This is a genomic window from Streptomyces sp. KL109B (genome assembly GCF_030766935.1).
In the GTDB taxonomy this organism is placed as follows: domain Bacteria; phylum Actinomycetota; class Actinomycetes; order Streptomycetales; family Streptomycetaceae; genus Streptomyces.
Genome location: NZ_JASERL010000006.1, coordinates 609,177 through 636,039 on the forward strand (window position 1 = coordinate 609,177; position 26,863 = coordinate 636,039).

Consider the following 26,863-nt stretch of genomic DNA (forward strand, 5'->3'; position numbering starts at 1 on the left):
GGCGGCTCAGGCGCTCGCGAGCTGCGTGTCCAGCGCCGCGAGGAGCCAGTCGTGGGCCGTGCCCGGAGTCGGCTCCGGGCGCGCCCCCTCGGCGGTGGTCAGCCGCGCCACCTGGTCCCAGTACGGGTCGAGCCGCGGATCGGCGGAGAGCTGCCGCGCGAGGCCGCGCCGGAACGCCAAGGTGTCACGGTGGTGCGCCACGCTCGCGTACGTCGTGACGAAGCAGTCGAGGGCCTCGCCCGGAACGGGAGCGTCGCCCGCCCGTATTCGATGGGCCGCCAGGTCGTACGACTCGGCCAGCCCCGCGTACAGCACGGCGGACTCCCGCGCGCCCGCCGTGTGGTGTGCGGCCGGCTGGGTGGGGCCGGTGTCGGGCGTGCAGGGCCGTGACACCAGCGCGCACAGCCGGGCGAAGGCGAGCACCTGAGCTGGGGAGGGTGACTCGGGCAGCACGGGAACGGCCGCTTCCAGGAAGGCCGTTCGCGACGCGGCCGGCATCCGGGGCGGCAGCCACGCCCGCCAGAACCGGGCCAGCGGCGCCGTGCTCGGCGGTGTGTCCAGGGCGCCGACGAGCCGCAGCCGGTCCGCGCGCTCGTCCGGCGGGCACTCCTGGACAAGCCGCAGCGCCGCCTCCTGCCAGCGCAGCGCGGTGAGACGCGAGCCCAGCGTGCGCAACTGCCCCGCGACGGCGTCCTCCAACGCGCCCTGCGCCCCGGCCCGTTCGTCGACGATGCGGCGCACCTCGGGAACGGGCAGGCCGAGCCCGCGCAGCGAGCGGATCAGCCGGAGCCGGTCCAGGGCCTCGCCGCCGTACCGCCGGTGTCCGCCCGTGCTGCGGGTGCGCTCGGGCAGCAGGCCCTTGTCGGAGTAGAAGCGGACCGTCTTCACGGTGGTGTTCGCCCGCGCGGCGAGCTCACCGATGCTCCACAGGCCGTCGGACGACGCCGACACGGACACGGAGACGGACACGGACACGGACTCTGGCACTTGAACCTCCCTCAAGGGGAGTTCCTAACGTACCCGCCACCACTGACAACCACCGATGGAGGGCGTGGAGATGACGGAGTTCGTGCTGGTACCTGGCCTGTTCACGGGCCCGGAGGTGTGGCGTGAGACAGCGGGGGCACTGGCGGCCGAGGGCGCGAGGGTGCACGTGGCGGATCTCGGAACCGCTACGAGCCTGGAGGCCCACATCGCTCGGGTCGTCGAGGCCATCGACACCGCTGCCGCTGACACTGTCGAGGGGCAGGACATCGTCCTCGTCGGACACGACTACGGCGTGTACCCGGCGTTGGGCGCCGCAGACCGGCGGGCCGAGCGGATCGCGCGCATCGTGTACGTCGACTCGGGCCTGGTGCAGGACGGCGCCCTGGGCCTCGCGGCGGTACCCGACCAGGAGCTGCGCGAACGCCTCGCCGCCGAAGGCGACACCGACGGTGACACCGACGGGGGCACCGAGGGCGCGCTGCCGGTCCCCGCCCGGGAGGAGTGGCAGCGCTGGGGGAGCACCGCGGGGCTGTCCGACGAGGCCCTGACCCGGCTGACCGCGCACGCCTCGCCCCACCCCCTCGGCACCCTGCTGCAACCGCTGCGGCTCACCGGCGCGGCACAGAAGCTGCCGACCACCGGCGTGCTCTGCGCGGAGAGCGGTGCGACCATCGATGCCGTCCGCATGCTGCTGAGCTTCGGCGACCCGGCGATCCAGGCCCTCGTCCGCCCCGACGTCACCTTCTTCGAACTGCCCACCGGGCACTGGCCGATGCTGTCCTGCCCCGCCGAACTCGCCGACGTACTGCTGCGCGCGGCAGCCGACGAAGGGACCCGCCTCGAACCCGTGGCGGAGGACGAGTCCGCCGAGCCCGCCGGGTCCGGATACCTGCGGCCGTTCCTCCTCGACGTACCGGAGATCCCCCGCGAACGGCACGGCACCATCGACCTGTACGTGCCCGAGGGTGCGGCGGCCGGGGAGCCGCGCCCCGCGATCGTCATCGTGCACGGCGGGCCGGTGCCGGAGGCCGCGCGGCCGACACCCCGTGACTGGCCGACCATGGTCGGCTACGCGCGCCTCGCCGCGTCCCACGGCGCGATCGGTGTCACCCTCGACCACCGGCTGCACGCGGTCACCGCGTACCCGGCGGCGGCCGATGACCTGGCCGCCGCGGTCGCCGAGGTGCGCGCCGATCCGCGGGTGGACGCGGACCGGATCGCGCTGTGGTTCTTCTCCGGCGGCGGACCGTTGACCGCGCCGTGGCTGAGCGAGGCGCCCCCGTGGCTGCGCTGCGTGGCGGCGAGCTACCCCATCATGGCGCCGCTGCCCGGCTGGGGCGTGAACGATCCCCGGTTCCGGCCCGCGGACGTCGTGGCACGCGGTGGCACCCTGCCGTTCGTGCTCATCCGCGTCGGGCGCGAGGCCTCCGCGGTCGCGGCGACGGTGGCCGAGTTCGTCGCGGCGGCCGCGGCGGGCGGCGCGCCGGTCGAGGTGATCGACGTACCGGACGCGCCGCACGCCTTCGAGGGCCTCGACCACAGTGACCGGGCACGGGAAGCGGTGCGGGAGGCGATGGGGCGGGTGCTGGATTCCCTCGGGCTCACCCTCAAGCTCACGCCGAAGCTCCGTACAACTCGCTGAGCAGGGCGATCGCCGCGTGCGTGCTGGGGTGCGGCTCCCGCTCGTCCCATATCACCCGCACCGGCACCGGATCCGCGCCCGACACCGGGCGGTAGACGACCCCCTCGCGCCGGTACTGGGCGAGGGTGGCCTGCGGCGTGACACCGACGCAGCGGCCCGTGGCGATGGCCGCGAGCCAGTCGTCGACGTCGGCCGTGTACTCGATGGCGCCGTGCGGATCGCCCGGCCACAGGTCGGCGGTGGTCGTGCCGGTGCGCCGGTCCACGGCCACCGTGCGCTCGCGGATGTCCGCGAGGGGGATGCGGCGGCGCCTGGCCCAGGGGTCGTCCGTGGCCATGACCACATAGCGGGGCTCGTGGCCGACGACGGCGGACGCGTACCGGCGGCGCAGATCGGCCCGGTGACGTACGACGGCCAGATCGCACACCGCCTCCGCGAGGCCTCCCGTGGGACTGTTGTGCCGCACCAACAGCAGCTCGACATCGGGGTGGCGCTCGTGCCAGCGGCGCTGGAACTCCGTGGTGTGCCGCCCGAAGGCGCCCCAGGCGTGCCCGATCCGCAGCCGGGAGTGGCCCGTCGTCGCCTCGCGCACCAGATTCTCGGCCTCCGACAGCAGCTGCCTGGCGCGGTGCACGACGCGGACCCCCACGGTGGTGGGCGTGACACTACGACTCGTGCGGTGCAGGAGGCGTACGTCGAGCACCGTCTCCAGGGCGTGCAGGGTGCGCGACACCGAGGCCTGGGAGACGCCGAGTTGGATCGCGGCGTCCGTGAAGCCGCCCGTGTCGACGATCGCGAGCAGGCACCGCAGATGCCGCAGTTCGAGGCCCGCCAGGCCGCTGCCTTCATCCATACGCTCAGCGTATGCGAGAGACGTGAGATGCATTTTGCGTATCCGCCGGGTGCCGCGAATCTCGCACCATGGCGACGACCCCCACACCACCGACACCACCGACACCACCGACACCACCCCATTCCACGCGGCCCGCGACCGCACCCGCCCCCGCCACCGTCCGCGCCGGCGGTGTCGCCCTGATGCTCGGCAGCGGCCTCTCGAACCAGGTCGGCGCGTCCCTGGGGGCCCTCGCCTTCCCCGTGATCGGGCCCGTGGGCGTCGTGGCCGTACGTCAATGGGTCGCCGCCGCCGTGCTGTTGGCGGCGGGGCGGCCACGGCCGCGCTCCTTCACCGGCGCCCAGTGGCGCCTCGTTCTCGCGCTGGCCGCGGTCTTCGGCACGATGAACCTGACGCTGTACGCGGCCGTCGACCGGATCGGCCTCGGCCTCGCGGTCACCCTCGAATTCCTCGGGCCGCTCACCGTCGCCCTCGCCGGTACGCGGCGCCGCGTCGACCTGCTGTGCGCGTTGGCCGCCGCGGCGGCGGTCGTCGTGCTCACGCGGCCACGGCCCAGCACGGACTACGTCGGCATCGCGCTCGCCCTGGTCGCCGCGGCGTGCTGGGGCTGCTACATCCTGCTCAACCGGGCGGTCGGCCACCGCCTGCCCGGAGTTCAGGGCTCGGCCGCCGCGGCCGTGGTCTCCGGACTCCTCTACCTCCCGGTCGGCGTCGCGGTGCTGTGGCTGCACCCGCCGACGGTCGCGGCGCTGCTCTGCGCCCTTGCCGCCGGAGTGCTCTCGTCGGCCGTGCCGTTCCTGTCCGACCTGCTGGCGCTGCGCCGCGTGCCCGCCCGCTTCTTCGGCGTCTTCATGAGCGTCAACCCGGTCTTCGCGGCCCTCGTCGGGATGCTGGTCCTCGGCCAACACCTCGACCACCTCGCCTGGTCCGCGATCGCCGTCATCGTCGTGGCCAACGCGGTCGCGGTGGGCACTACCCGTCCGCGGCCGCACGCTCCCGATGGGCGTGGATCTCTTCGTGGTGCTCGGCCGCCCACTCGATCAGCCGCGTCACGATGTCCCGCAGGCCACGACCCATCGGCGTGAGTTCGTACTCGACGCGCGGCGGCACCTCGGCGTACGCGGTGCGGCTGATCAGGCCGTCCTGCTGGAGCTGGCGCAGGGTGAGGGTCAGCATCCGCTGCGAGATGCCGGGGATCTGCCGCTGGAGATCCGTGTAGCGCAGCGGCCCCGCCTCGACCACGGCGATCACCAGCAGGCTCCACTTGTCGCCGACGCGGTCGAGGATCTGCCGGATGGAGGCCACCTGCTCGACGGGGATCCCGGCGCAGGGGCCGGCGACCGCGACCGCGAGCGGGGTGGCGGCGGGGCTTTTCGTGGCCTTCATGGCGCACATTCCTCTCTTCTACGCACACCCGTGTGCCTTTTGTAGCGGCTTCCATACTCACCCATCATGGGGCTGCGCACAAAACGTAGGAATTGAGCCCTGCAAGGAGAACGAGCACCATGCCCGCAGCCAACGCCACGTCCGTAACATCCGCCAAGTCCGCCAAGTCCGCCACGTCCAAAGTGATCGCGATCTTCGGCGCGGGCCCCGGCCTCGGCGCCTCCGTCGCCCGCCGGTTCGCCCGCGAGGGCTTCCGCGTCGCGCTGGTGGCCCGTCGCAAGGACCGCCTCGACGCGCTCGTCGAGCAGCTCACCGCCGAAGGCATCGAGGCCGCGGGATTCACCGCCGACCTCTCCGACCCCGAGCGGATCCCGGCGCTGATCGAGGCCGTCCGCGCGCGCTTCGGCCGCATCGACGTCATCGAGTACGGGCCGATCAGCGGCGACCAGGCCTTCTCGCCCGCCACCAAGGTGGACGCCGCCATGCTCCGCAAGGACGGTCCGCTGCTGCTGCTCACCCCGGTCGAGGTGGTTCGAGCCGTGCTGCCTGAGTGGACCGAGCGCGGTGACGGCGCGTTCCTGATGACCACCGGGCACACCGCCGTGGAGCCGCGCCCGTACCTGAGCGGTATCGGGGTGCTGATGGCCGCCGCCCGCAACTGGCTGTACGCCCTGAACGGCGAGCTGGCCGACGTCGGCGCCTACGCGGGCACCCTCTCCGTCGCCGCGCTCATCGACCGCAGCGAGATCAGCGAGAACGCCGCCGAGTCCCTGCCTGCGGGCTTCGCCGTCGTCGACCCCGACGACCTGGCCGCGCACTACTGGGACATGTACACCGCGCGCGACCGCGTCGAGCAGGTCCACCCGGAGCAGCAGGCCGCCTGAGCCACGGGACAGGCGCGTCCGCCGCGTCCACCGCATCCACCGCATCCACCGCATCCGCGAGGGCGCGTACGTAAGCTGGCTTGCATGCGTACCCGACCCACCCTGACCTGGGAACCGTCCGGAGACCTGCCGCCCGCCACCACCGACCTCGCGCCCGTCGTCGAGGCCGTGCGGGCGGGCGGCGTCGTCGTACTGAGCGGGGCCGGGCTCTCCACCGAGTCGGGCATCCCGGACTACCGCGGGGAGCACGGATCGCTGCGCCGGCAGCACGTCCCCATGACGTACCAGGAGTTCACCGGCAGCGAGCAGGCCCGGCAGCGGTACTGGGCGCGCAGCCAGCTCGGGTGGCGGGCCATGATCAGGGCGCGGCCGAACGACGGGCACCTCGCCGTCGCCGAACTCGCCGGAGCGGGCCTGGTCACCGGCGTGATCACGCAGAACGTCGACGGGCTGCAGCAGGCCGCGGGCGCCCGGGACGTCGTGGAGCTGCACGGCAGCCTGAGCCGTGTGGTGTGCCTGAACTGCCGCACCTTCACCACCCGCGCCGAGGTCGACCGGCGGCTGCGCGAGGCCAATCCGGGCTTCGAGGCGGAGGCCGAGCGGCACCGGTCCGCGCGCGTCAACCCGGACGGCGACGTCGACCTCCCCGACGAGGCCGTCCGCGAGTTCCGCGTCGCGCCGTGCGCGGCCTGCGGCGTCGGGGTGCTCAAGCCGGACGTCGTGTTCTTCGGCGAGAACGTGCCGCCCGAGCGCGTCGACGTCTGCCGGGGGCTCGTCGAGGGCGCCGACTCGCTGCTCGTCCTCGGCTCCTCGCTGACCGTGATGTCCGGGCTGCGCTTCGTGCGCCAGGCCGCGGCGGCCGGCACCCCGGTGCTGATCGTCAACAACCAGCCCACGCGCGGCGACCGTTGGGGCGTGCGCGTCGAGCTGCCGCTGGGGGAGGCGCTGCGGGATGTGGTGAAGCGGGTGCGGGACCCCGACCCGGGTGACGGACGTCAGACCGTGTAGCCGCCGTCCACCGCCAGGTGCTGCCCCGTGATGAACCCCGCCCGGTCCGACGCCAGGAACGCCACCGCCTCCGCGATGTCCCGCGCGCTGCCGAAGCGGCGCAGCGGGATGTTGCGGCGGGTCACCTGGAGGGCGGCGTCGTCGAGTTCGCCGTCCTCGATGAGGCGGGCGGCGATGCCGTCGGTGAGCATGCCGGGTCCTACGCAGTTGAAGCGCACCCCGTAGCGGCCCTCCTCGGCGGCGAGCGCGCGGACCACGGCCTCGACCGCGCCCTTGGTGCCGGAGGACAGTCCGTCGCGGACCGGGTAGCGGTGGGTGGCGGCGGTGGTGACCGCGACGACGTTCCCCGCCGTCTCGCGGAGGGGTTCGAGGGCCGGGTGGGTCAGGTTGTAGAACGCCTGGGCCTCGGTGTGGAGTTGCCGGCGGTACTGGGACGGCGGCACGCGGCTCAGGTGCACCATCGGGACGTGCGCCCCCGCCGCGTGGATCAGGGTGTGCAGCGCGCCGAACCGGTCGACCGCCGAGCGGACGGCGGCCGCCGCTTCGTCCTCGTCCGTCAGGTCCGCTCGTACGGACTCCACCTGGGCGCCGCCCGCGCGGAGTTCGGCGGTGAGGGCTTCGGCGGCCTCCTGGTTCGAGCGGTAGCTGAACAGCACCGTGCTGCCGCGCGCGGCGAGCGTACGGACGATCTCCGCGCCGATGCCGCCGGTGCCGCCCGCGACGAGCGCGGCGCCTTTACGGGTGGCGAAGTCCATGTCCCTGGCCGTGTCCCTGTCCCTGTCCGTGTCCACGGCCCTGTCCGTGACGCTGTCCGTGTTCGTCATGCCTGCGTATATATCCGTAGCGGCCGAAGAGTTGAAGGGATGTATCTTGCGACCCCAGGACGAAGGAGCGGATGTGGAGCCCCCGACGAGCGGCGTGGCGGAGCGTGTCGAAGGCCCGTCCAAGGGCGGCCGTCCGCGTGCCACGTCCCGGGCCGACCTGGAACGCATCGGCTTCGAACTCTTCGCTCGGCAGGGCTTCGACGACACGACGGTCGACGACATCGCGGGCGCGGCCGGTATCGCCCGGCGGACCTTCTTCCGGTACTTCGCGTCGAAGAACGACCTCGTGTGGGGCGACTTCGAGCAGCAACTGGCCGGGTTCCGTGCGCTGTTGAGCGGCGCGGACCCGAACGTCCCGATCATGACGGAGCTGCGGGCGGCCGTCGTCGAGTTCAACCGGTTCGACCCGTCCGTGGTGCCCTGGCACCGGCAGCGCATGCGCCTCATCCTGACCGTGCCCACACTCCAGGCCGACGCCACGCTGCGGTACGCCTCGTGGCGCGCCATCGTCACCGACTTCGCGGCCCACCGCCTGGGCCTCGCCCCCTCCGACGTACTGCCTCGCCTGTACGGCCACACGGTCCTCGCCGCGGCGGTCACGGCGTACGAGCACTGGCTGGCGGTGCCCGGATCGGAGCTCGGCGAGTTGCTGGACGCGGCGATCCGGCACCTGGAGGACGGACTCGGCCGCTGAGCCGCAGTGCAGGAGTCACGGCAGCTCGCGGCGCATCGCGTCCGCGATCAGCTCGCCGATCAGCACGGCCGTCGCCGCCGGTCCCCGATGCGGGGTGTGCGGCAGCACGGACGTGTCCGCCACGCGCAGCCCGCGCACCCCGTGCACCCGCCCGAACTGGTCGACGACCGACCCCATGGGGGCGGTGCCGCACGTGTGCTGGGCCGTGCCGAGGTGGTCGTGGATCCAGGTGTCGAGCGCGCGGTCGTGGTCGAGGACGGCCGGGCCGGGGGCGAGCGGGCCGCCGCCCAGCTTGCCGAACGCGGCCGTCCCGAGCAGGTCGGCGGTCGTCCGGACGGCCACGCGCAGGCGGCGCGCCACCTCGCCGTCGCGCAGGTAGTCGTAGTCGACGGCGGGTGGGACCTTCGGGTCGGCGGAGCGCAGCCGCAGCCGGCCGGTGGGGCGAGGCGTCTGGACGGAGGCGAGGAACGACAGCGGCGCACCGGGCACGCCCACGGTCCCGCCGACGAGCCCCGCCATCGGCACCAGGGACTGCAGAATCTCGATGTCACCCGGGGAACGCCCGTCGCCTGAACCGGAGTTGAGGTGCAGGCAGCCGCCCAGCCATGTGGTGGCGGGCGGGGCGAGGTCGTCGTGGGGCTGCCAGTCCAGGGCCAGTTGGGGGTGGTCGGCGAGGTGGGCCCCGACGCCGGGGGAGTCGTGGACGACGGGGACACCGGCCCGTACGAGATCGGCGCGCGGACCGATACCGGAGAGCAGCAGCAGGTGCGGTGTGGCCAGCGCCCCGGCGCTCAGCACCACGCACCCGGCGTCGTACGCCTCCAGCACCCCGTCGCGCTCGACCACGACACCCGTGGCGCGCCGCCCGCCCCCGACGACCACCCGACGCGCCGAACACCCGGCGAGAAGCGTCAGGTTGGGGCGCGCGAGCACCTCCGGCGACAGGTAGGCGAGGGCCGTATTGCGCCGTACCCCGTCCACGGAGTTCGAGGGCACGGGCCCGAAACCGGGCGGACCCTGGTCGTTCTTGTCGGGCTCGGCGGGGAAACCCAGTTCGGCGGCGGCGTCACGGAAGGCCGCGGCGGCGGGGTGCGGCCGGGTGCCGGGCGCGCCACGGCCGACCTGCATCGGACCGCCGTCCCCGTGCGCCTCGCCGCCACCGAAGTCGAGATCGTGCTCCAGGCGGCGCAGCAGCGGCAGCACCCGTTCGTACGCCCAGGCCGGGTGACCGGCCGCGGCCCACCGGTCGAAGTCCGCGCGCCTGGCCCGCACGAAGTAGCCGCCGTTGACCGTCGTCGAGCCGCCCAGCACCCGGCCGCGCGGCACCGACCACGGCCGTCGCGGGGTGAGCCGCACCGGGTGGGAGGTGGTTGCGGGGTGGTCCGGCTGGGCGCCCGGAACGAGACGCGCGTCCAGCAGCGCCGGGTCGAAGGCGGTCGGCGGGGGAGCGGGGCCTGCCTCCAGGAGCAGCACGTTCCGGTCGGCGTCCTCGCTCAGCCGCGCCGCCAGCACGGCGCCCGCGCCACCGGCGCCGACCACCACTACATCGGGCCGGGCGCGCCTCATCGGATCCGTCCCCCTTTCTTTTGGCATCGCATGCCAATACCCTCGACCACGTTCGCGCACACTCTCAACCCGCCACAGTTGAACGGGAGTTCCGCATGAACGAACTGCTCGAAGCCACCGCCGCCGCTCCCGAGGAGACCATGACCACGGCCTCGGACGTCGCGGACGAACCCCTCATCGAGGCCGACGAACTCGTCGAGGAGGTCTCCATCGACGGCATGTGCGGCGTGTACTGACCGTGGCCGCCACGCCACCCGTCCCCACCCCCGGCCCCACCCTCGACCTGGACCGCGCCTGGGACGTGCACCCCCAGGTGTCGGTCAGGCCCGAACCCTTCGGCGCGCTCCTCTACCACTTCGGCACCCGCAAGCTGTCCTTCCTCAAGGACCGAACCCTGCTCGCCGTCGTCCAGGAGCTCCCGACGTCCCCCACCGCCCGCGCGGCCTGCGCGCGTGCCGGTGTGAGCGAAGCCGGTACCGAGCGGTACGCGCGCGCCCTCGCCGTCCTGGCCCGCTCCGCCATGCTGGTCGAAAGGAGCCCGGCACCGTGACCCGCCTGGTCGACCTGTTCGAGCACGGCCTCGACGCCCCGATCTGCCTCACCTGGGAACTCACCTACGCCTGCAACCTCTCCTGCGCCCACTGCCTCTCCAGCTCCGGCCGCCGCGACCCCCGCGAGCTCACCACCGCCGAGGCCAAGGCCGTCCTAGACGAGTTCAAAGCCATGCAGGTCTTCTACGTGAACATCGGCGGCGGCGAACCGACCGTCCGCCCCGACTTCTTCGAACTCCTCGACTACGCCACCGCCCACCACGTCGGCGTCAAGTTCTCCACCAACGGCGTGCGCATCACCCCTGACGTCGCGCGCCGCCTCGCCGCGAACGACTACGTCGACGTACAGATCTCCCTCGACGGCGCCACCGCCGACGTCAACGACGCGGTGCGCGGGGCGGGTTCGTACGACACCGCGCTGCGCGCCATGGGCCACCTCGCCGACGCGGGCATGAAGAACTTCAAGCTGTCCGTCGTCTGCACCCGGCACAACATCCCGCAGATGGACGACTTCAAGGCCCTCGCCGACCGGTACGGCGCCCAACTCCGCCTCACCCGCCTGCGGCCCTCCGGACGCGGCGCCGACGTGTGGGACGAGCTGCACCCGCTGCCCGCACAGCAACGGCAGCTGTACGACTGGCTGGTGGCGCACGACGGCGAAGTCCTCACCGGTGACTCGTTCTTCCACCTCTCCGCGTACGGGGAGCCGCTGTCGGGCCTCAACCTGTGCGGCGCCGGCCGCGTGGTGTGTCTCATCGACCCCGTCGGTGACGTGTACGCCTGCCCGTTCGCCATCCACGACGAGTTCCTCGCGGGGAGTGTGCGTGACGCGGGCGGCTTCGCGGGTGTGTGGCGCACCTCCGACCTCTTCCAGCGGCTGCGCCAACCGCAGCACGGCGGGGCCTGCGCCTCCTGCGCCTTCTACGACACCTGCAAGGGCGGCTGCATGGCCGCGAAGTTCTTCACCGGCCTGCCGCTCGACGGGCCCGACCCCGAGTGCGTACGCGGATACGGCGAGCAACTCCTGGCCGACCGCACACCCGGGCACGTACCGAAGCCGTCCGGCGACCACTCCCACCGCACGGGCCCGGTGCTCGTGCCGCTCACGCGACGCCCACCGGTCAGCGAATGCGACGAGAACCCCGTCGCGGGACTCAGCCCAGCCGCCCCCTGACGAGGAGACAGCCCGCCCATGGCGCGAAACCCCTGGTTCGAAACGGTCGCCGAAGCGCAGCGGCGCGCCAAGAAGTACCTCCCGGGCAGCGTCTACGGCGCGCTCGTCGCCGGGTCCGAACGCGGCCGCACCCTCCACGACAACATCGGCGCGTTCGGCGAACTCGGCTTCGCGCCAAGGGTGGTGGGCCACCACGCGGAACGGAACCTGAGCACGACCGTGCTCGGCGTCGAGTCCGCGTTCCCGGTGGTCGTCTCGCCGACCGGCGTGCAGGCCGTCCACCCCGAGGGCGAGGTGGCGGTCGCGCGGGCCGCCGCCAACCGGGGCGTCATCATGGGCCTCAGCTCCTTCGCGAGCCGCTCCGTGGAGGACGTCGCCGCCGCCAACCCGAACACCTTCTACCAGATGTACTGGATGGGCAGCCGCGACTCGATGGTCCAGCGCATGGAGCGTGCCAGGGCCGCCGGGGCGAAGGCGCTCATCGCGACGCTCGACTGGTCGTTCTCGAACGGCCGCGACTGGGGCAGCCCCGCCATCCCCGAACGCCTCGACCTGCGTACCGCCGTGAAGTTCGCCCCCGACGTGCTGCCGCACCCGCGCTGGCTCCTCGCCTTCGCCAAATCCCGCCGCATCCCTGACCTCACCACCCCCAACCTCCAAGCCCCCGGCGGCGAGGCACCCACCTTCTTCGGCGCGTACGGGGAATGGATGCAGACTCCGCCGCCCACCTGGGAGGACGTGGAGTGGATGCGGAAGGAGTGGGGCGGCCCGTTCCTGCTCAAGGGCGTCAGCAGGGTCGACGACGCCAAGCGGGCCGTAGACGCCGGAGTCACCGGCATCTCCGTCTCCAACCACGGCGGCAACAACCTCGACACCACCCCCGCCACCATCCGCCTCCTGCCGTCCGTCGCCGAGGCCGTCGGAGGCGACATCGAGGTACTCCTCGACGGCGGTGTGCGGCGCGGCGGCGACGTCGCCAAGGCCCTCGCCCTCGGCGCCCGCGCCGTCCTCATCGGCCGCGCCTACCTGTGGGGCCTCGCTGCGGGCGGGCAGGCGGGCGTGGAGAACGTCCTCGACATCCTGCGCGGCGGCCTCGACTCCGCCGTCCTCGGCCTCGGCCACGCCTCCGTCGACGAACTCGGCCCCGACGACCTCGTGATCCCCGACGGCTTCACCCGCACCCTCGGAGCCCCGCCGCAAGGGGCCGCATCTCAAGGGCGCGCATGACCCTCCCGCACGGCTTCGCCGTCGTCCTCGACCGGCACACCCGGGTCCTCGACGGCGGGCGCGCCCTCCTCGGCGGGCAGCCGACCCGGCTGCTGCGGCTCACACCACGGGCCCGCCCGCTGCTGACCGGACGCACCGTGCGCGTGCACGACCGCGCGGGTGCGCTCCTCGCCGACCGGCTGCTCGCCACGGGCCTCGCCCACCCGCTGGTCACCGCACTCCCACCCCACCGGCGCGACGTCACGTACGTCATCCCCGTACGCGACCGCGCCGCCCCACTCGACCGCCTCCTGGCGAGCATCCGCGCCACCACCCCCGACGCCCCGGTCCTCGTCGTCGACGACGCCTCGCACGACCCGGCCCCCGTCGCCGCGGCCGCCGCCCGCCACCACGCGCGCGTCGTCCCGCTCACCGCCAACCTCGGACCGGCCGGCGCCCGCAACGCCGGCCTTCGCCAAGTCACCACTCCGTACGTGGTGTTCGCCGACTCCGACATCGTGCTCGCGCCCGACACGGTCGACGTCCTGCTGCGCCACTTCGCCGACCCGGCCGTGGTCATGGCCGCGCCCCGGATCACCGGACTGCCGGGCCCCGGAGCCGACCGCTGGCTCGGCCGGTACGAGAACGCCCGCTCCTCCCTCGACCTCGGCCGGGACCCGGCCACCGTGCGCACCGGCAGCCCCGTCTCCTGGCTCCCCGCCGCCTGCCTGCTCGCCCGCACCGACGCGCTCACCGAGGTCGGCGGCTTCGACGCCGGGATGCGTGTCGGGGAGGACGTCGACCTGTGCTGGCGGCTGACCGCGGCCGGGGGCCGGATCCGCTACGAACCCGCCGTGCACGCCGCCCACGAACACCGGACCGACCCCACCGACTGGTTCCTCCGCAAGGCCGCCTACGGCACCGGCGCGCACCCCCTGGCCCGCCGTCACCCCGACAACATCGCGCCCGCGGTCCTCGCGCCGTGGAGCGCGGCGCTGCTCGGCACGGTGCTCGCGCAGCGGCGCTGGTCGCTGCCGGTGGCGGGCGGGCTCGCCGCCGTCGCCACCCTCCGCAACGCCCGCAAACTGCGCGGCATCGAGCGGCCACTGCCGCACGCCGCCCGCCTCACCGCCCTCGGCACGCTCGCGACGCTCACGCAGGGCGCGGCGCTGCTGACCCGCCACTGGTGGCCGCTGACGGCGGTGGGGTGTCTGGCCTCGCGCCGGGTGCGCCGCGCCGCGGCCGTCGCGGCGGTCGCCGACGTCGCGCTGGAAGTCCTCGGCTCCCCGCCCAGCGGCCTCGACCCCGTCCGCTACGCCGCCGCCCGCCGCCTCGACGACCTCGCGTACGGCTCCGGGGTGTGGCTTTCGGCGCTCAAGGGCCGGTCGACGGCCGCACTCCGTCCCCGGATCGTGCTGCGGACCCGACGGACCCGACGGACCCATCCGCCCCGCCCTCCGCTTCCTCGCCCGCCCGCAGCTCACCGTGCAGCCGAGCCACCCCCGCGCACACCAGCGGCATGACCAGCGGCGGCAGGAGCAGCAGAGCCACCACCGTGGGCAGCACCTTCACCAGTACGCCGGTCATCCACACGTTGTCGTCGCTGAGCCACAGCATGCCGAGCCCGGTGTAGTGGGTGAGGGGCCCGGCCGCGTACCGGGCGAGCACGAACACGAGCACCGCCGCCGCGCAGCACACCACACCGAAGCCGAGCGTCCGCCAACGCGCGCGACGCGTCAGCACCCACGAACGCCACACCGACACAAAGGGGTTGCGGCGTTCCAGCACCGTCTCGGCCGTGGCGCCCGACAGCCGGAACCACAGCACCGGGCCGAGACACCAGATGACGATCGGCAGCACCCAACCCACCACCGCGTACTGCCACGTCGCGGTCTCGCCGATGCCCGTGGGCTCGACACCGGGCACCCGGCGCCGGTTGGCGAGGTCGAACAGGACCAGACCCGCCAGCACCACGGCGCACATGACGATGCCGGTCAGCAGATTGGCCACGACGGCGGCGGGCAGCCGCTTCCGGGTGCGCCGCCACAGCGCGCCGACGGACAGCGGCCCGTCGCCGCGCCGCGCATGCGAGGCGCCGACGGCGTACGCGCTGTGCAGCACGGACACGACGAGCAGCGCCAGCACGAACACCACCGGCATCACCACGGCGCCGACCCTGACCAACGGATCCAAGCCACCGTCCGCGTACGCCGCGTAGGAGTCCTCGTTGGCGATGTTCCTGTCCGCGTACCGCCGCACGCTCTCGAAGCCGTCCCACGCCGCGGCGAAGGCGCCCGCCAGGACCGCGAGGCCGAGCACGGCGGTCACCAAGGACACCCACAGGGTGAGGCGGTACACCGTGCCTCGATAGGGCCTGACGTCGATTCCCATGGTCCGGCCCTACCTCCGTCGTGCGCTCGCGTGCTCAGGTGCGTGCTCAGGTGCTGACGGCACTCAAGACGTCACGCGGGGCGTTCGGGGTTCCCTTCCGCGTACGTCGCGCCGAACGCCTCGAGGAACTCCAGCGTCGCCGCCCGCGAGCGGTTCGGGCACGACACGGCCGTCCACGTCACCCCGGCCTTCTCCAGCGCGGCGAACGCCTCCCGGTGTCGGTCCGCGGCCACGGCCGGATCCGCCAGGCCCTCGTCGCGGTACGAGTGCAGCACGTCGACACCGACGCCGCGCCCGGCGGCGGCCTTGGCGTCCCGCAACTCCGCGATCGCACCCGCGAGTTCGGGCAGCGGGCCGAGCGTCGGGGTGCGGGCGGTGGCGCTCAGCTCGGCGCCTCCGGACATCGGCATCCAGCCCTGCGCCCGCTCTGCCACCCGGCGCCGGCTCAGCCGTGAATTGCCGCCGATCCAGACCGGTACCGGCCGCTGTGCCGGGCGGGGCAGGGTCCGCGCGTCCCGCACGTTGAAATGCCGCCCCGCATAGCTGAACGGCTCACCGCTCCAGCACAGCGGCAGCACGTCGAGCACCTCCTCGAACAGCGCGTTGCGCTCCTCGAAGTCGACGCCCAGCGCGTGGAACTCGCCCTTCAGATACCCGGCACCGAGCCCCAGGACCAGCCGCCCGCCCGACAGCCGGTCCAGCGTCGCCGCCTGCTTCGCGAGCAGCAGCGGATTGCGGTACGGGGCGACCGCCAGATACGTGAAGAGCCGCAGCCGGCTCGTCACGGCCGCGGCGTGCGAGAGCGCGACGAACGGGTCCAGCGTCTGGTGACCACCGCGGTCCAGCCACCGCGCCCCCGGCGCGGGGTGCTCACTGAAGGACAGCCCGGAGAACCCGAACTCCTCGGCCGCGCGCGCCACTTCGTCCAGCGGCCCCGCGTCCAGCATGTCACCGTCCGGTCCGTGCGCCTCCGGGTAGTGAAACAGAAATCGCATCGCCACGCGTCCTCCGGTCCTGTGCGGAACTCTCGGCCCCGACGGGCCCGGTGCCGGTCCCGTCCGAGAGGGCGTACCCGCGCGAGCCGCAGAACACAAGGGTGAGACCGTGGAGAGGTACAACACACGCATCGAGGAACGACACATCAAGAAGCACGGAGCGACACTGTGAACGGCGACACACCTCGCACCTCCCGGGCCCTGGTCCTGGACGAGTTCGGCACCCTCCCGCGCCTGGAGGAGCGCGAAGTCCCCGCGCCGCGCCCCGGACACACCCTGGTACGGCTGCGCGCCGCGCAGGTGTCACACCTCGACCTGAACATCATCGACGGCGCGTTCGGCGTCCTGCCCGAGCTGCCCTTCGTGCCCGGTACGACGGGCAGCGGCACCGTCGTCGCCTCCGGCACCCACCCCGAGGGCACGCTCGTGTCGCTGCGCGGCGCGGACACCGGCATCCGCGCCGACGGCGCCTGGCAGGAGCACATCCTCGTACCCGACGACGCGGTCACGCCGGTGCCCGAGGGCACGGACCCGGCGATCGCGTGCAGCTACTGGTCGCCGGTCGGCACCGCTCTGGCCGCCGTGCACACGGTGGGGCGGGTCCAGGAGGGCGAGCGGGTGCTCGTGACCGGCGCCGCGGGCTCGGTCGGCGCGATGGCCGTGCAGATCGCCGCGCGGGCGGGCGCCGAGGTGATCGGCGCGGTCGGCCGCGAGTCGAAGCTCGCGCACGTCCCCGGCGCCGCGAAGCCGGTGCTCGCCGGGGAACTCTCCGCCGAGACCGTCGGCGGGCCCGTCGACCTCGTCGTCGACACGGTCGGCGGCCCGGTGCTGCGCGCCGCGCTGCCGCTCGTACGCGGCCGCGGCCGGGTCGCGCTCGTCGGGTACACGGCGGGCCGCGAACTCACCGTGGACCTCGCCGACTTCCTCCTCGCCGATGTGTCGCTGCTGCCCGTGAACCTGATGACCCGCGGCGACGAGGTCAGGGAAGAGGCACAGAGCCTGCTCCCCGCCCTGAACGCGGGCGAACTGACCCTCTCCATCGAGCGGTTCGGCCTGGAGCGGCTCCCCGAGGCCATCGACCGACTGCGCAGGGGCGAGCTGGTGGGGAAGCCGGTCCTCGAACTTCCCTGACCTCAGGAGGGTCACCCCCGGTCAGGTTCCGGGCGCCGCCGGGTCCCGGAGCGTGATCGCCCCGGACGGGCAGGACCCCACGGCGAGGCGGGCGGCGGCGTGTTCGGACGCCGGGGGTTCGCCGTCCACGAGGAGTACGAGCCCGTCGTCGTCCTGGTCGAAGACGGCGGGCGCGGACAGGGCGCACATGCCCGCGCCGATGCAGACGTCCCGGTCGGCGCGCAACCGCAGCGCGGCGCTCATGCCCTGTCCCAGGTCACCGGCAGGCTCTTGAGCCCGAAGATGTCCGCGCTCTCCGGGCGCAGCGGGACCTCGTCGGCCGGTACGGCGAGCCGCAGCGTCGGGAAGCGGTCGAGCAGCGCGGGCAGGGCGACGCGCATCTCGACGCGGGCGAGCTGCTGGCCGAGGCACTGGTGGATGCCGTGGCCGAAGGCGAGATGGCTGGTGCCCTTGCGGCGGATGTCGAGGGTGTGGGGATCGTCGAAGCGCTCGGGATCGCGGTTCGCGGCGTGGTACGAGATCACCACCGTGGTCCCGGCCTCGACGGTGACGCCGTCGAGCTCGACGTCCTCGAGTGCCGTGCGCATGAACGACTTCGCGACGCTCAGATAGCGCAGCAACTCCTCGACGGCGCCGTCCACGAGCGAGGCGTCGGCGCGCAGCGCGGCGAGCTGCTCCGGGTTCTCCAGGAGCGCGAAGGTGCCCAGGGCGAGGGTGTTCGCTGTCGTGTCGAGGCCGGCCGCGAGCAGGGTGAGGCCGACGCCCTTGAGCTCCTCGTCGCTCAGGTCACCGGTGGTGAGCTCGCTGAGGATGTCGTCGGTGGGGTGCGCGCGCTTGGCGGCGACGAGCTGCGCGATGTAGTCCTGCACGGCGGTGTAGGCGGCGAGCAGAGCCGTCTCGTCCAGCTCACCGTCCATGAGCGACTCGGCCTGCCGCTGGAAGGAGTCCCGGTCCTCGTACGGCACGCCCAGCAGTTCGCAGATGATGACGGCGGGGATCGGCTTGGCGAACGCGGAGACCAGGTCCGCCGTCGGCCCCGCCTGCTCCATCGCGTCCAGGCACTCGGCGGTGATCTGCTCGACGCGCTCGGTCAGTTGCCGCATCCGGCGGACGGTGAACTTGCCGACGAGCGGCTTGCGGAAGCGGCTGTGCTCCGGTTCGTCGGTGAGCAGGAACTCGCCGGGGGCGGCGGGCGGGATCTCGAAGTCGACCACGTTCAGGAGCTCTTTGCGCGAGCTGAAACGCGGGTCGGCGAGGACCGCGCGCACCTGCTCGTAACCGGTGATCATCAGGCCGGACTTGCCGCCGGGGATGGCGTGGACGTAATGACTGACGGGCCCGCGGCTGTGGGCGTCGAGCAGTTCGGCCGGCGGGTCGAAGGGGCAGCCGGGCCGACGCTGCGCCGGCAGCGGCGGCACCGTGTGCAGGGTGTGCCGTGGGTGTGGGGCATTCTCGGTGTGCTCGGACCCGGCCATGACCGCTCCTCCGCCTCGTGGCTGTCTCGCGATAGTACGCGTTCGACGCCTGCTGAACGCTACGTTGCGTTCGAGGGGCGGTCAATCACGATATTGCCGAACTCCCAGCTGGAGAGCGGGAAATTGATGCAATGACGGAGACGTGAAAAGCAACGTTGCGTTGCAATGGCCAGCCGTGAAGCCCCCGTCGCGACTAGGGGGGCGGGAATCGATCAGGAACGCGGCCAGGGCGCGCCGCTGAGCCGCTCGATGCTCGTGTTGAAGCGCTGCAGATACTGGGCGAAGTTCTCGACGTCGGCGGCGGACCAGTCCTCGAAGACCTTGTCCAACTCCTGGATGTGCGTCGCGCGTTCGTGGTCGAGGCGCTGCTCGCCCTCCTCGGTGAGCCGGAACTTGCGCGCCATGCCGCCCTCCGGATCCGGGATCCGCTCCAGGAGACCGGCCCGCACCGCGCTCGCCGTCTGCCGGTTGAGAGTGGACGCGTCGAGCAGCAGCGCCTCGCTGAGCTGCCCGATCGACATCGGGCCCTGGACCCGGATCCGGCTCAGCAGGATGTACGCGCTGCGCTCCATGCGCTCCGCCTCGCGGCGCCGCTTCTCACTGCCGAGCTGATGACGGCCGAGCACCATGTGCTCGAACTCGACCAGGTGCGATGGCTTGTCCATGTACGTGCGTCCTCCCAGGTCGACCGTATCGCAGGGGGCCGGGCCGCCGTGTCTGTGCGTCATGCATGGAATATGTACGATACATAGTGTGTGTACGATGCACACCGTCACACCATGACACCGTTTCGAGAATTTGAAGAGATTGAGGAGTCCTTCATGGATGCGCCCCAGTCGAGCAGCCGGGCGGGCGCCGTCGTCGCCACCCTCGCGCTCGCCGGAACCGTCGCCGCGATCATGCAGACGCTGGTGACCCCGCTCATCGCCGAACTGCCCCGGATCCTGGACACGTCCGCGTCGAACGCGGCATGGGTGATCACGGTCACCCTGCTCGTCTCCGGCGTCTGCGTGCCGGTCTCCGGCCGCCTCGGCGATCTGCTGGGCAAGCGCCGCATGATGCTCTGCTGCGCCGTGCCGCTGGTCATCGGCTCGGTGGTGTGCGCGCTCTCGTCGTCCGTCGTGCCGATGATCATCGGGCGCGGGCTTCAGGGCATGGGCATGGGGATGGTGCCGCTCGGCATCGCGCTGCTGCGCGACGTCGTACCCGCGGAGAAGCTCAGCGGTTCGATCGCGCTGGTCAGCGCCTCCATGGGGATCGGCGGTGCGATAGGCCTGCCGATCGCCGCCGCGGTCGCCCAGTACGCGAACTGGCGGGTGCTGTTCTGGGGCGCCGCCGCGCTCGCCGTGATCATCGCCGTCATGATCTTCCTGATCGTGCCGGACGTCCCGGCCGCCGCCAAGGGGCAGCGCTTCGACGCCCCCGGCGCGATCGGGCTCGCCATCGGTCTCGTCTCGCTGCTGCTCGCGATCTCCAAGGGCGCCGACTGGGGCTGGGCCTCGGGCACCACGCTGGGACTCTTCGGCGTCGCCGTCGTGGCGCTGCTCGTGTGGGGCCGCTATGAACTGCGTACGCGCGAGCCGTTGATCGACCTGCGGACCACCGCGCGGCCCCGCGTGCTGTTCACCAACGCCGCCTCGATCCTCGTCGGCGTCGGCATGTACTCCTTCATGCTGATCGCGCCGCAGGTCCTGCAGTTCCCCGAGGCCACCGGCTTCGGCCTCGGCCAGTCGATGCTGGCGGCCGGCCTGTGGCTGGCGCCCGGCGGCGTCATGATGATGCTGATCTCGCCGCTCGGCGGAAAGCTGATCAACGCCCGCGGCCCGAAGTTCGCCCTCATCAGCGGCGCCCTCGTGATCGCCATCGGATATGGTGCCGCGCTGCCGCTCATGGGCACGGCCTGGGGCATCATGCTCGCCGGAATCGTGATCAACAGCGGTGTCGCCCTCGCCTACGGCTCCATGCCCGCGCTCATCATGGGCTCGGTGCCGCTCTCCGAGACGGCCGCGGCCAACGGCTTCAACACCCTCATGCGTTCACTCGGCACCACCATCGGCTCCGCCGTGATCGGCGTGGTGCTCGCGCAGATGACCGTCTCCATGGGCGGCCACACCTTCGCCTCCGAAGACGGGTTCCGCACCGGCCTGATGATCGGCTGCGGTGTCGCCCTGGTCTCCGCCGCCGTCGCGACGCTGATCCCCGCCCTGCGCGACAAGGCGGACGACGAGCAGGTCACCGAGGCCCGGCCAGCCGGCGACGACCAGGCCGCGGCACGCGCCTGAGCGTGCCCGATTCCCGCCCGAGTCCCGCCCCGGCACGAACTGCCGGGGCGGCTCTGGCAGTTGCCCCATGCATACGTAATTGCTCGGTTGCCCTGTGCGTAGGCGGGCAGGAGTGGTAGAAGCGAACTCGGGTTCCGTTTCCGGGTACGGCACTTGTACGGCACTTGGAGGTGCGTCGTGATGCTTCCGGCCCGTCGACGCGCGCAGGGTGCTGCCCGCGAGGAGGCCGCCCGGGTGGCCGATCTGGAGGCCAGGATCGAGCAGTTGAGGGAGGCCGTGACCGCGCACGCCGAGGTCGACCAGGCCATCGGGGTGGTGATCGTCGTCGGCGGCTGTTCCCCGGCAGAGGCCTGGGACGTGCTGCGTGAGATCTCCATGCGGACCAATACCAAACTCCGCCTCGTGGCCCGCAGGCTGATCGACTGGCCGCGCTCCCATGAACTCGATCCGCTGATCCGCGCCGAACTGGAGCGCCAACTCGCCCGGCGCGGCCGGCCGGCGGCGCGGCGTTTCACATCGCAACCGTACTGAGGACCCGCTTCCCGGCCCGCGCCGGGAAGCGGGTACGGGCTCACTGCCGAACCCGACACGGTCACCACTGACCGCTCCCGCCGGGGGAGTAACACGCGAGAGCGCTCACTAACGCAAACGTGCCCGGAATCTTCACGCGAAGCTGTGGAACCGGTCACCCTCGCCGTAGGGCCCCGACTCCGAACAGCTAGATTCCGGAGGGCAGAACACTCGGAGGCCGTCCATGGACAAGCAGCTCAAGACCCCGCCCTCGTACACCATCGCCAGCGTCGACCACGCGCTGCGCGCCGCGACGATGCTCCAGCTCGAAGGCGGCCTGACCGTCTCCCAGATCGCCGAGCGGCTCGGCGTGGCCCGCTCGACGGCGCACCGGATCCTCGCGATGCTCGTCTACCGGGACTTCGCCGTGCAGGACGACCACCGGGTGTACCACGCGGGCCCCGTGCTCGAACTCGCCGCGCACTCGCGCTCCCGCGCCGCCCGGCTGCGGGCCGCGGGGCTGCCCCATCTGCGGCGCCTGGTCGACCTGTTGGACGAGACGGCCAACCTCGCGATCCGCACGGGCGACACCACCCGCTTCATCGCCAGCGTCGAATGCGCGCAGGCCCTGCGCGTCAGCTCCCGCGAGGGCATGGTCTTCCCCGCTGATCGCACCACGGCCGGGCTGCTCCTGCTCGCCGGGCTCGGCGAGCGCGAACTCGCCGACGTGTACGCGACCGAGCGCGACCGCGAAGGACAGCCGGGCCGCCCGGACCTCGCCGACCTGCGCCGCGAGCTGGCGAAGGTACGGCGCAACGGCTTCTGCGTCAACCGCGAGCGGTCCGAGCGCGGCCTGGTGGCCGTGGGCGTACCGGTCCACGACCCTGAGGGCGCGGTGATAGCGGGCCTGTCGGTCTCCATGCCGAGCGTGCGCTACAGCCCCCGCGGGCTGCGCTCCCTGGTGGCGACCCTGAGCGCGGCGGCGCGGGCGCTTGAGGCGGAACTGGGCGCGTAGCGCGCCCGCACGCCGGTGGCCGGCGACCGATCCACCCGCCACAGCCACGCGGCCGCGCACCCGGCGCCCACCGCGACCGCGCCCAACCCGCCGACCGCCACCCCGAGCCCGGCCCCCGCCCCCAGCCACCCCGCCAATGGATACGTCACCAGCCAGCACGCGTGCGAGAGCGAGAACTGCGCGGCGAACGCGGCCGTACGATCCCGCTCCGGCGCCGCCCGCCGCACCAGCCGCCCGGTCGGCGTCAGCACCATCGAGCACGCCCCGCCGAACGCCGCCCACAGCACCAGCAGCGCGGGCACCCGCCAACCCCCGCCCTGCGCCGCCGTGACACCCCCGAGCCCCGCGAACACCACCCCCAACGCCAGCGCCCCACGCACCATCACCGCCCGCTCACCCGCCCGTTCGAGCACCCGCGGCACCACCAGCGCCACGGCCATCGACCCGGCCCCGTACGCACCGAGCGCCACCGGCACCGCTCCGGACGACAGACCCAGGAAGTCCCTTACGTAGACGACGGTGTTGACGGTCACCAGCGCGCTCGCCGCCGCCACGGCGAGGTTCAGCGCCAGCAGCCCCCGCAGCGGCGGGACCGCGAGGAAGAGCCTGACCCCGGCCGTCGCCTTGGCGAACACCCCGCCCGCGCGCGGGAGCGAGGGCGCCCGCACGGGCAGCGCCGTCGTGACGACCAGCGCGGCCGAGGCGAGAAAACCGACGACCGTCCCCAGGAACAGCCGGTTGTACGAGACCACGGACAGCAGCGCCGCCGCGAGCGCGGGACTGAACAGGCTCTCCATGTCGTACGCGAGCCGGGCCAGCGACAACGCGCGCGTGTAGTCGCGTTCTTCGGGCAGCACGTCCGGGATCAGCGCCTGGAAGGTGGGCGTGAAGACCGCCGAGGCGGACTGGAGGGCGAACACGAGGACGTAGACCTGCCACACCTGGTCCACGAACGGCAGCGTCAACGCGACGGCGGCCCGCAGCATGTCGGCCCCGACCAGCACCGCGCGCCGCGGCAGCCGCTCGGCGAACGCCCCGACGACCGGGGCGACCAGCACGTAGGCCGTCATCTTGATCGCCAGCGCGGTGCCCAGCACGGCCCCCGCGTCCGCCCCCGCGATGTCGTACGCGAGGAGCCCGAGGGCGACGGTGGCGAGGCCGGTGCCGACGAGGGCGACGACCTGGGCGCCGAACAGCCGGCGGTAGGCGCGGTGACGCAGAACCGTGAGCATGCGGGCCCCTCCCGAAGACGTCCCGAAGACGGCGACGCCAGCATACTCGTCATGTGCGCAGATGCGCACATGACGAGTATGCCTCATCCGTCAGGAGGGCTCTAGGGTGAGGACATGCCCGCAAGCGACCCGACCCCCACCGCGACCCCCTCCGCCCCCGCGCATCCGAGCGAGCCGGACGCCGCCCGACTCGCCGAGGCGACAAGGGTGTTCGCCCTGCTGTCGGACACCACGCGGCTGCACGTGCTGTGGCTGCTCGCGCTGGAGGAGACGGACGTGGGCTCGCTGGCGGAGCACGTCGCCGCGTCGCGCACGGCGGTCAGCCAGCACCTGGCGAAGCTGCGGCTCGCCGGTCTGGTCGAGGCGCGCCGCGAAGGGCGGCACATGCACTACCGCCTTACCGACGGGCACTTGAGGCGCCTCGTGACGGAGGCGCTCAGCCACGCGGACCACCGGGTGACCGGCGAGGCCCCGCACGACTGAGCCGCGGCCCGGCCCGCGTCACGTACGGTCGCGGACCGAGGTGAGCAGGCCGTAGAGGACGACGTTGCCCGCGTAGCCGCCGCTCTTGCTGTACGTGCCGCCGCACGTGATGACCCGCAGTTCCGGTAGCCCGGTGCTGCCGTAGACGCGGCGCGAAGGGAAGCGCTTCTTGTCGACGACGTCGATGCCGTGGATCTCGAACACGGCCGTCTTCCCGTCCGCGCGGTCGATCTCGATGTGCTCGCCCTTCTTGAGCGCGCCGAGCCCGTAGAAGACCGCCCGCCCCTCCGCGTTGTCCACGTGCCCGTCGATCACCGCCGTACCGCGCTCGCCCGGCGTCACCGCCCCCGTGAACCAGCCCGCCAGATTCGCCCGCTGCGGCGGCGGCGCGTCCAGCCAGCCCTCCGCGTCCCTGCCGACCCGGGTGAGCGGCGCGTCGACGCCTATCTCCGGGATGCGCACGCGCTGCGGGACGGCCGCGGCCAGCGGGTCGGCGGGCGGGGTGTCCGTGCCGAGTTCCGCGGCCCCCGCCTCCGGCTGCGGCGGCCCCTCGCCGGATATCCCGTGGTGCACGAGCAGCACCCCGGCCAACAGCGTCGCCGCGAGGAACGACCACGTGGGGCGGCGCCGCACCGGAGCCGCGGCCTCGGCGGCGTCGGTCATCAACGGCCGCCCTGCCGCCGCCGACGCAGCCGCCTGCCGATCAGCACCGGAACGCACGCGAGCGCCAGCAGCCCGGCCGCCGCCCCGAGGTGCCGGGCGAGCCCGCCCGACGCCTCCTCGGGCTCGGCACTCACCGCGGCCGGAGCCGCCGCCGCCAACCGCTGCGGAGCCGATGGCCCCCGGGACGCCGCCGCCTGCCGCGCGTGCAGCGGCGCCGCGACCGCGCCCCAGTCGAGCAGCGCACGGCTCTCCTCGTACACCGCGTTGAAGTCCTCGGCCCGCGGATTCATCACGGTCACGAGCACCGTGCGCCCGTCATGGGTCGCGGCGGACACCAGCGTGCAACCCGCCTTGGACGTATAGCCGTTCTTGACGCCGATGAGACCGGGATAGGGCTCCACCCCGTGCGAGCCCACGAGGAGCCGGTTGGTGTTCTCGATGCCGTACGCGTCCGGGCCGCCGGCCGCGGGGAACCGGGCCGACTTCGTACCCATGTACCGCCGGAAGTCGTGGTTCTTGAGGCCCTCCCTGGCGATCAGCGCCAGATCGTGCGCCGAGGAGTGCTGGCCGCGCGCGTCATAGCCGTCGGGGGAGCGCACCTCGGTGTCGAGGGCGCCGATCCGGCGGGCGGTCTCCTGCATCTGCGCGACGGTGCGGTCGACGCCACCGTTCATCCGCGCGAGCGTGTGCACGGCGTCGTTGCCGGAGCTGAGGAACACGCCGCGCCACAGGTCGGCGACCGTGTACCGGTTCCCCTGGTCGACCCCGACGAGGCTGCTGCCCGCGGCGACATCGGCGAGATCCCCGTACGTGGCCCGGTGCACCTCGTCCTGACGCAGCTTCGGCAGCACGGTCAGCGCGAACAGGGTCTTCAGCGTGCTCGCGGGCGGCAGCCTGCGGTGCGGCGCCTTCGCGGCGAGCACATCCCCGGTCCGCGCGTCCATGACCTCCCACGACAGCGCGGACACGGACGGCGGCGCGGGCGGATCCGGCGCGGGCGGGTCGGCGCTCGCGGGGCCCGCGGCGGTGCCCGCGGCCACCGCCGCGCACACGCCGCACGTCAGTGCCGCCTTGCCGAAGGCGGGGCGAAGGCGAAGGCGTGGGCGAAGAGGAGAGCGAAAGCGGAGGAAAGGCGCCATGCCGGAAACGTAGGTCCGGCACCGCCCGATCGCGCTCCACGTACGCCATACGGCCGCCGCGCGCGGGGCATGGTCGCTCCAGGTGCGCGCCATATGGCCACGAATTAGGCTGTTCGAGCGACAGGCGTCCCGGAGCGGCAGCGGTGGAGGTGGTCCTCGATGACGGCCCAGATACGACTTCTGAACCGGCTCTCGCACGCGGACCGGGACCGGCTGATGCCGCTGGCCACCGAGGTGTCCTTCGCGCAGGACACCCGGATCTTCGAGGAAGGGGACCGGGCGGACCGGTTCTGGATCATCAGGACCGGCATGGTCACCCTCGACGTCCGCGTCTCCGACCGCGCCCTGCTGCCCATCGACCCGCTCGGCCCCGGTGATCTGCTGGGCTGGTCCTGGCTGTTCCAGCCGTACGAATGGGACTTCGGCGCGGAGGCGTTCAGCCCGGTGCGGGCCTACGAGTTCGACGGCGCGGCCGTCCGCGCCCTGTGCGAGGAGGAGCCGAGGCTGGGGGTGGCGGTGCTGCACGCGGTGGCCGAGGTGATGGCGCACCGGCTGGAGTCGGCGCGGGTCAAGCTCGTCGAGGCGCATCGGGCGCACGGGCGGATCTGAGGGCTCCGCCGAGCCGGTGGTGTCACCCGACTCGACGCCTCGACAGGCGGTCGGCGTGCCCACGCGATGGGATCGGACGCGGAGTACCCCCGCACGCGCGCCGTCGCGCCCGGGAGGCGTGAGGTTCCCGGACGCGGCGGCTGCTTCGAATTCCCTGAACTCC

General features: G+C 73.0%; 28 protein-coding genes. 16 read left to right on the forward strand and 12 right to left on the reverse strand.

What is annotated here, in order from left to right; all coding sequences use genetic code 11:
• Positions 1–6: 6 nt before the first annotated feature.
• Entirely contained in the window at positions 7–951 is a 945-nt protein-coding gene (locus RBJ65_RS23510) for a MerR family transcriptional regulator (protein ID WP_306319167.1), read from the reverse strand.
• Positions 952–1,057: 106 nt separating this feature from the next.
• Here RBJ65_RS23510 and RBJ65_RS23515 point away from each other — a divergent pair, with 106 nt between their 5' ends.
• The gene (locus RBJ65_RS23515) at positions 1,058–2,629 is read left to right on the forward strand and encodes an alpha/beta hydrolase (RefSeq protein ID WP_306319133.1); all 1,572 of its coding nucleotides are present in this window, start codon (positions 1,058–1,060) and stop codon (positions 2,627–2,629) included.
• Here RBJ65_RS23515 and RBJ65_RS23520 read toward each other — a convergent pair.
• Entirely contained in the window at positions 2,601–3,482 is an 882-nt protein-coding gene (locus tag RBJ65_RS23520; protein WP_306319134.1) for a LysR family transcriptional regulator, read from the reverse strand. The genes RBJ65_RS23515 and RBJ65_RS23520 overlap by 29 nt on opposite strands.
• A gap of 68 nt (positions 3,483–3,550) precedes the next feature.
• Between RBJ65_RS23520 and RBJ65_RS23525 the strand changes: the two genes are divergently transcribed.
• A complete protein-coding gene (locus tag RBJ65_RS23525) occupies positions 3,551–4,567 on the forward strand; it encodes a DMT family transporter (protein ID WP_372341275.1) in 1,017 nt (338 codons plus the stop codon).
• On the opposite strand, the gene RBJ65_RS23530 is transcribed toward RBJ65_RS23525, so the two are convergent.
• Positions 4,455–4,868 carry a helix-turn-helix domain-containing protein gene (locus RBJ65_RS23530; RefSeq protein WP_306319135.1) on the reverse strand — a complete coding sequence of 138 codons (414 nt, stop codon included), beginning with the start codon at positions 4,866–4,868 and terminating at the stop codon, positions 4,455–4,457. The two genes, RBJ65_RS23525 and RBJ65_RS23530, sit on opposite strands and share 113 nt — an antisense overlap.
• 119 nt (positions 4,869–4,987) lie before the next feature.
• On the opposite strand from RBJ65_RS23530, the gene RBJ65_RS23535 reads away from it, so the two are divergent.
• Entirely contained in the window at positions 4,988–5,752 is a 765-nt protein-coding gene (locus RBJ65_RS23535) for an SDR family oxidoreductase (protein ID WP_306319136.1), read from the forward strand.
• Between the two features lie 84 nt (positions 5,753–5,836).
• Entirely contained in the window at positions 5,837–6,760 is a 924-nt protein-coding gene (locus RBJ65_RS23540) for an NAD-dependent protein deacetylase (RefSeq protein WP_306319137.1), read from the forward strand.
• Here the strand turns inward: RBJ65_RS23540 and RBJ65_RS23545 are convergent.
• Positions 6,748–7,515 (reverse strand): SDR family NAD(P)-dependent oxidoreductase, encoded by a 768-nt coding sequence (locus RBJ65_RS23545; RefSeq protein WP_372341278.1) that lies wholly within the window; start codon positions 7,513–7,515, stop codon positions 6,748–6,750. The two genes, RBJ65_RS23540 and RBJ65_RS23545, sit on opposite strands and share 13 nt — an antisense overlap.
• A 142-nt stretch (positions 7,516–7,657) precedes the next feature.
• Between RBJ65_RS23545 and mftR the strand changes: the two genes are divergently transcribed.
• On the forward strand, positions 7,658–8,278 hold the full coding sequence (mftR, locus tag RBJ65_RS23550) for a mycofactocin system transcriptional regulator (protein WP_306319139.1): 621 nt from the start codon (positions 7,658–7,660) through the stop codon (positions 8,276–8,278).
• Positions 8,279–8,293: 15 nt separating this feature from the next.
• Here the strand turns inward: mftR and RBJ65_RS23555 are convergent, their stop codons facing one another.
• Positions 8,294–9,844 (reverse strand): GMC family oxidoreductase, encoded by a 1,551-nt coding sequence (locus tag RBJ65_RS23555; protein ID WP_306319140.1) that lies wholly within the window; start codon positions 9,842–9,844, stop codon positions 8,294–8,296.
• A gap of 95 nt (positions 9,845–9,939) precedes the next feature.
• Here RBJ65_RS23555 and mftA point away from each other — a divergent pair, with 95 nt between their 5' ends.
• The 5 genes from mftA to mftF are packed head-to-tail and all read left to right on the forward strand — an operon-like array spanning position 9,940 to position 14,298.
• Positions 9,940–10,080 carry a mycofactocin precursor MftA gene (gene mftA / locus RBJ65_RS23560; protein WP_306319141.1) on the forward strand — a complete coding sequence of 47 codons (141 nt, stop codon included), beginning with the start codon at positions 9,940–9,942 and terminating at the stop codon, positions 10,078–10,080.
• Complete coding sequence (mftB, locus tag RBJ65_RS23565; protein ID WP_306319142.1) at positions 10,065–10,394, forward strand: mycofactocin biosynthesis chaperone MftB; 330 nt, start codon at positions 10,065–10,067, stop codon at positions 10,392–10,394. Before mftA ends, mftB begins: the two co-directional genes overlap by 16 nt.
• The gene (gene mftC / locus RBJ65_RS23570) at positions 10,391–11,569 is read left to right on the forward strand and encodes a mycofactocin radical SAM maturase (protein WP_306319143.1); all 1,179 of its coding nucleotides are present in this window, start codon (positions 10,391–10,393) and stop codon (positions 11,567–11,569) included. Before mftB ends, mftC begins: the two co-directional genes overlap by 4 nt.
• Positions 11,570–11,587: 18 nt before the next feature.
• Entirely contained in the window at positions 11,588–12,796 is a 1,209-nt protein-coding gene (gene mftD / locus RBJ65_RS23575) for a pre-mycofactocin synthase MftD (RefSeq protein ID WP_306319144.1), read from the forward strand.
• Positions 12,793–14,298: a mycofactocin biosynthesis glycosyltransferase MftF gene (gene mftF / locus RBJ65_RS23580; RefSeq protein WP_306319145.1), complete on the forward strand. Its 1,506-nt coding sequence runs from the start codon at positions 12,793–12,795 to the stop codon at positions 14,296–14,298. The genes mftD and mftF overlap by 4 nt, the downstream gene beginning before the upstream one ends.
• Before the next feature lie 939 nt (positions 14,299–15,237).
• Here the strand turns inward: mftF and RBJ65_RS23585 are convergent.
• Positions 15,238–16,161: an LLM class F420-dependent oxidoreductase gene (locus RBJ65_RS23585; RefSeq protein WP_306319146.1), complete on the reverse strand. Its 924-nt coding sequence runs from the start codon at positions 16,159–16,161 to the stop codon at positions 15,238–15,240.
• 168 nt (positions 16,162–16,329) lie between these two features.
• On the opposite strand from RBJ65_RS23585, the gene RBJ65_RS23590 reads away from it, so the two are divergent.
• Positions 16,330–17,292, forward strand: coding sequence for a zinc-binding dehydrogenase (locus RBJ65_RS23590; protein ID WP_306319147.1), 963 nt, complete (start codon positions 16,330–16,332; stop codon positions 17,290–17,292).
• A gap of 21 nt (positions 17,293–17,313) precedes the next feature.
• Here the strand turns inward: RBJ65_RS23590 and RBJ65_RS23595 are convergent, their stop codons facing one another.
• From RBJ65_RS23595 to RBJ65_RS23605, 3 genes are all read right to left on the reverse strand, one after another.
• Complete coding sequence (locus RBJ65_RS23595; RefSeq protein WP_306319148.1) at positions 17,314–17,535, reverse strand: ferredoxin; 222 nt, start codon at positions 17,533–17,535, stop codon at positions 17,314–17,316.
• Positions 17,532–18,767 carry a cytochrome P450 gene (locus RBJ65_RS23600; protein WP_306319149.1) on the reverse strand — a complete coding sequence of 412 codons (1,236 nt, stop codon included), beginning with the start codon at positions 18,765–18,767 and terminating at the stop codon, positions 17,532–17,534. The genes RBJ65_RS23595 and RBJ65_RS23600 overlap by 4 nt, the downstream gene beginning before the upstream one ends.
• A 212-nt stretch (positions 18,768–18,979) precedes the next feature.
• On the reverse strand, positions 18,980–19,432 hold the full coding sequence (locus tag RBJ65_RS23605) for a MarR family winged helix-turn-helix transcriptional regulator (protein WP_306319150.1): 453 nt from the start codon (positions 19,430–19,432) through the stop codon (positions 18,980–18,982).
• A gap of 156 nt (positions 19,433–19,588) precedes the next feature.
• On the opposite strand from RBJ65_RS23605, the gene RBJ65_RS23610 reads away from it, so the two are divergent.
• From RBJ65_RS23610 to RBJ65_RS23620, 3 genes are all read left to right on the forward strand, one after another.
• Positions 19,589–21,049: an MFS transporter gene (locus RBJ65_RS23610; protein ID WP_306319151.1), complete on the forward strand. Its 1,461-nt coding sequence runs from the start codon at positions 19,589–19,591 to the stop codon at positions 21,047–21,049.
• Positions 21,050–21,229: 180 nt separating this feature from the next.
• Positions 21,230–21,580: an ANTAR domain-containing protein gene (locus tag RBJ65_RS23615; RefSeq protein WP_306319152.1), complete on the forward strand. Its 351-nt coding sequence runs from the start codon at positions 21,230–21,232 to the stop codon at positions 21,578–21,580.
• 223 nt (positions 21,581–21,803) lie between these two features.
• Entirely contained in the window at positions 21,804–22,574 is a 771-nt protein-coding gene (locus tag RBJ65_RS23620; RefSeq protein WP_306319153.1) for an IclR family transcriptional regulator, read from the forward strand.
• Here RBJ65_RS23620 and RBJ65_RS23625 read toward each other — a convergent pair.
• Positions 22,493–23,806, reverse strand: a complete 1,314-nt coding sequence (locus RBJ65_RS23625) for an MFS transporter (protein WP_306332166.1) — start codon at positions 23,804–23,806, stop codon at positions 22,493–22,495. The two genes, RBJ65_RS23620 and RBJ65_RS23625, sit on opposite strands and share 82 nt — an antisense overlap.
• 114 nt (positions 23,807–23,920) lie before the next feature.
• On the opposite strand from RBJ65_RS23625, the gene RBJ65_RS23630 reads away from it, so the two are divergent.
• Positions 23,921–24,289, forward strand: coding sequence for a helix-turn-helix transcriptional regulator (locus tag RBJ65_RS23630; RefSeq protein WP_306324357.1), 369 nt, complete (start codon positions 23,921–23,923; stop codon positions 24,287–24,289).
• Between the two features lie 18 nt (positions 24,290–24,307).
• Here RBJ65_RS23630 and RBJ65_RS23635 read toward each other — a convergent pair whose 3' ends face one another.
• A complete protein-coding gene (locus tag RBJ65_RS23635; protein WP_306324356.1) occupies positions 24,308–24,952 on the reverse strand; it encodes a class F sortase in 645 nt (214 codons plus the stop codon).
• A complete protein-coding gene (locus RBJ65_RS23640; RefSeq protein ID WP_306324355.1) occupies positions 24,952–26,091 on the reverse strand; it encodes a D-alanyl-D-alanine carboxypeptidase family protein in 1,140 nt (379 codons plus the stop codon). Before RBJ65_RS23640 ends, RBJ65_RS23635 begins: the two co-directional genes overlap by 1 nt.
• A 159-nt stretch (positions 26,092–26,250) precedes the next feature.
• Here RBJ65_RS23640 and RBJ65_RS23645 point away from each other — a divergent pair, with 159 nt between their 5' ends.
• Positions 26,251–26,700, forward strand: a complete 450-nt coding sequence (locus tag RBJ65_RS23645; protein WP_306324354.1) for a Crp/Fnr family transcriptional regulator — start codon at positions 26,251–26,253, stop codon at positions 26,698–26,700.
• The last annotated feature ends 163 nt before the right edge of the window (positions 26,701–26,863 follow it).